Origin of the sequence: Mesotoga sp. UBA5825 (genome assembly GCF_002432955.1) — a bacterium.
In the GTDB taxonomy this organism is placed as follows: Bacteria; Thermotogota; Thermotogae; order Petrotogales; family Kosmotogaceae; genus Mesotoga.
The window spans coordinates 1-3,485 of sequence record NZ_DJHG01000086.1; the positions used below are offsets into that span (position 1 = coordinate 1).

A 3,485-nucleotide genomic window follows, 5' to 3' on the forward strand; every position below is an offset into this window, starting at 1 on the left:
GATCTCGATCTTGCGAATTAGTGCACACCCTCTGCCACTAGTGGCCCTCCTTTCTCAAGGGAGGATTTAAGATCAGATTCATCAAGAGCCAAACACAGCGTATCTTTCTTGGGAGAAGAAGCATCATATGATTTCTCATAAACGCCTCGACTTATCGGTATGATGAATGTAGCAAGGGAGGATTTAAGATCAGGATATCAGCTGGCAAAACAGCATTCGTGCTAGAGAGAAGAACCTGCATGTGAGTGACGCTAAAGAGCTGATTAAAATCTACTGATTAGTTTCCTCGGGCGGAAACCTGAGATCAAGATCATCGGGAGTTACATACAGAATTTGCGAAAACATAAGAGCTATCATATGATTACCGATCTGCTCTCTTGCGCATGAACAATGATAGGGAACATGTACGTAGTTGAACGGGGCCAAAGGTAATTTCCTTCAACTCACCATGTCGAAGTATAACTTGTATGTGGTAGTCCGACTTACCTGCTCAATCTATCTTCAACACTGCCATCAGGCAGCACAAAATCGGTTGAATAACTAAAGATCTCATCTAGCTGAAACCGCGCACACTCTCTCCAGTTTCTCTCGCAATACATTCTTATCCATTCCCCGTCAATCTTTCCTTCCTCATAAGCTCTAACAACGGGGCACTCGTAATAGTTGCTACAACTTTCTCCTTCCACGAAAGCACCACCTTCCTTTGATCGATAAATATGTTACCACAATTGGGGAATATTGCAATGGCTATTGGTTGCACTTGACGGCTTTTATAATATTCTGTGCATCCGTTATACAATACTTAATGTAAGAAGTAATTTCGGGGGTGATCTAATGAAGAAGAAGTGGATTTTGGTGCTTGTTATGTCTCTAATCATAGTCTTCACTCTCTCCGGGTGTATCTTTCGCCGCTACTCGGTGGTCGTGAGCTGCACACCTTTGATTGAGAGGATTGAAGTCGGAAACAGAGAGAGAGAACTTCCTCATAGTTTTTCGGCAAGAAATGGACAAGTTGTCTCTGTTAAGGCTCCACTGGTTCCGGGCTACGATTTTGAGGGCTGGCTTGTCAACAATGAATTGATGGAAGCAGCACAGATCGAGATCAGTATCGAAGGCAATACGATAATCAAGGCGATCTACAGTCCGAGGCTTGTTCACGAGATTACTTATGGCGGAACCGGAGTGGAACAGGGAATGGGACTCGTTGTAGAGAGTTCGACAGAGATTGTGATTGGCGTTACTTCAAGTTCAACCCAGAGTAATCTGATACTTGGAAACAACGGAAAGAGCGATTTCTGGGTTCCTTCTCTAGAGTATCTGTCTAGCTCTTACGTCATAGAGCCTCAACTCTGTTATGGAGGAAGCGACGAGGAATTCCTTTCAGATGCAGTTAGAATTACGGGCGGTTACGTGGCTGTAGGCTGGACGGAATCAGATGATATTGAATACACTGGAAGCGGCTATCCGTATCATGGCGGTATAGACGGTTACGTAGTAATGATGAAAAACGACGGTTCGTTGAGGTGGCAGACTTACATTGGCGGTAGTGGAGACGATACAATTCATTCCGTGAACACCACTATAGGTGAGAAACTGTTCTTGACGGGTATGACCACTTCCTCTGACTCCAATTTTTCAGGAAGTGGATATCATGGAGGCAAGGATGGCTGGGTCGCGGTTATGAGCTCTTCCGGCGCGCTGATTGCCGATCTGATCAAAGCCTTTGGTGGCACTCAGGATGACGAGCTGCTTTATGGAATGCAGACCAAAGATGGCGGTTACATCGTGTGCGGATACTCGAAATCCTCTGACGGTGATCTTAAGACATTAAGCAGATCTACCGGAGAGGATCTGTGGATCATTAAGCTGGATCCGCAGCTGAATATCATCTGGCAGAAGCTTCTTGGGGGTCAGAACGATGAACGTGCAAACTCAGTGAAAGAGGTAAGCGACGGCTATGTTGTTACCGGTTTCACCGAATCTTCCGGTGGAGTCATCAGAGACCAAAAAGGCGGCAGAGATCTATGGGTACTGAAGTTCTCGTTCGATGGTGAGCTTGAATGGAGCAGAACTTACGGAGGCAGCGATGATGATGAAGGATTCGACATTATTCAGACTGCCGATGGCGGATACGCTGTCTGCGGCTATACAGATTCTTCCGACGGAGACATAATGCATGAGAATAGAGGAATGCGTGATGTTTGGATCGTGAAGCTCGGAACCGACGGCTACCTAGAGTGGGAAGCCACTTTTGGGGGATCAAAGAACGACACCGCAGCAAAGATAAGAGAAACGGAGAAGCGCGAGCTGATTGTTATTGGAACGACTTCCTCTTCCGATCGTGATATCAAGCGCCAGATCCAGGGTCCTTCAGATGCCTGGCTATTGAGACTCGGTAGATAAGAAGAATCGTCAGGTGATGGCTTGAGGGCTGACAACGTACTTGAAAGCGAGGTAATCACTCTTTTTGAGCAAGGTGACAACTGCCCCGTATGTCGCTCCATGGAGAAGTCGGTAGACGGGTGGGTGATAGGGGCCTTTTCGGATCTTCTTCATAATGAAAGCGCTCGAGAACAATTAAGAGAGAACGGGTTATGTAGAGAACACCTGAAAAGAATAGTTGAACTGGCAAGAGAGAAATCCGATGTCGGCTCTCTTGCCGTTTCGATTATCTTTCGGGAGCTTCTTGTTGAGCAGCTCCTGTGGCTGGAGGACAGCAAGGGATCGATTTTGAAGAAAAGAAGAAAACCTGTGGATGGAAGCTGCGTACTATGTTCTGTTGCCGCCCAGAGTGAAAAGATATACCTTTCCGCTTTCTGCAAGTTTCTTGACAGAGATGAAGTTCGTAGGTCGTACGAAGAGTCGTCAGCGGTTTTCTGTCTTGGCCACTCTAAGCATCTTGTGGAGAAGGTCTCGCGACAGACGAGAGAATGGCTGATTACTGTTCAGAAAAATAAGTATGGCGAGGTTGCGAAAGAGATAGACGACTTCGTTTCGAAGCACGACTATAGAAATGAAGCTCCCATTGGACCGGAACGTAATGCATGGCTAAAAGCCTCTAGAATAATAGGAGAGAAGCACTCTACTGAACAGTGAATCAAGCTACTTTGGCCGTCAACGGTTCACGGGCCTAGGAGAAGGACCGAGAAGACGCTTTGAGTTTGAGATGAAGCTTGGCGCTAAGAGCGGTTATTGGTGATACGTGGTTGGTGGTTGGCCAAGAACAAAGAGCTAAAGTTCCTATCAAGTAAGGAGTAGCGAAATCCGGTTTGTCAAAACCAACTCAGTTCGTTGGCCTGACAGTTTCTTGGTAAGGGTATGCCATGCTCTGCCAATATGACCTTTACCAAGAACAAAAAACAGATCCTCGCTCCGAAGAACAGATCTTTCCTCTTGGACGGTCAACGGAGAATCGTATTTCACAGCGTACAGCGGGTTCACCGCTTTTAAGCGTAAAGCGGAACTTCTGGCGTACAGCGGCTCTT

At 46.5% G+C, this 3,485-nt stretch carries 3 protein-coding genes; 2 read left to right on the top strand and 1 reads right to left on the bottom strand.

Translation table 11 applies throughout. From position 1 onward, the window contains the following. Positions 1 to 482: 482 nt before the first annotated feature. Positions 483 to 686 carry a hypothetical protein gene (locus B3N33_RS08740; RefSeq protein ID WP_099829404.1) on the bottom strand — a complete coding sequence of 68 codons (204 nt, stop codon included), beginning with the start codon at positions 684 to 686 and terminating at the stop codon, positions 483 to 485. A 148-nt stretch (positions 687 to 834) separates the two neighbouring features. Between B3N33_RS08740 and B3N33_RS08745 the strand changes: the two genes are divergently transcribed. Continuing rightward, positions 835 to 2,403 (top strand): hypothetical protein, encoded by a 1,569-nt coding sequence (locus tag B3N33_RS08745; protein ID WP_292589637.1) that lies wholly within the window; start codon positions 835 to 837, stop codon positions 2,401 to 2,403. 21 nt (positions 2,404 to 2,424) lie between these two features. After that, positions 2,425 to 3,096: a DUF6062 family protein gene (locus B3N33_RS08750; RefSeq protein ID WP_214061435.1), complete on the top strand. Its 672-nt coding sequence runs from the start codon at positions 2,425 to 2,427 to the stop codon at positions 3,094 to 3,096. Positions 3,097 to 3,485: the final 389 nt, after the last annotated feature.

Coding starts and splice junctions, on each gene's coding strand:
- B3N33_RS08745 (WP_292589637.1), top strand. CDS start 835: ATGAAGAAGAAGTGGATTTTGGTGCTTGTTATGTCTCTAATCATAGTC.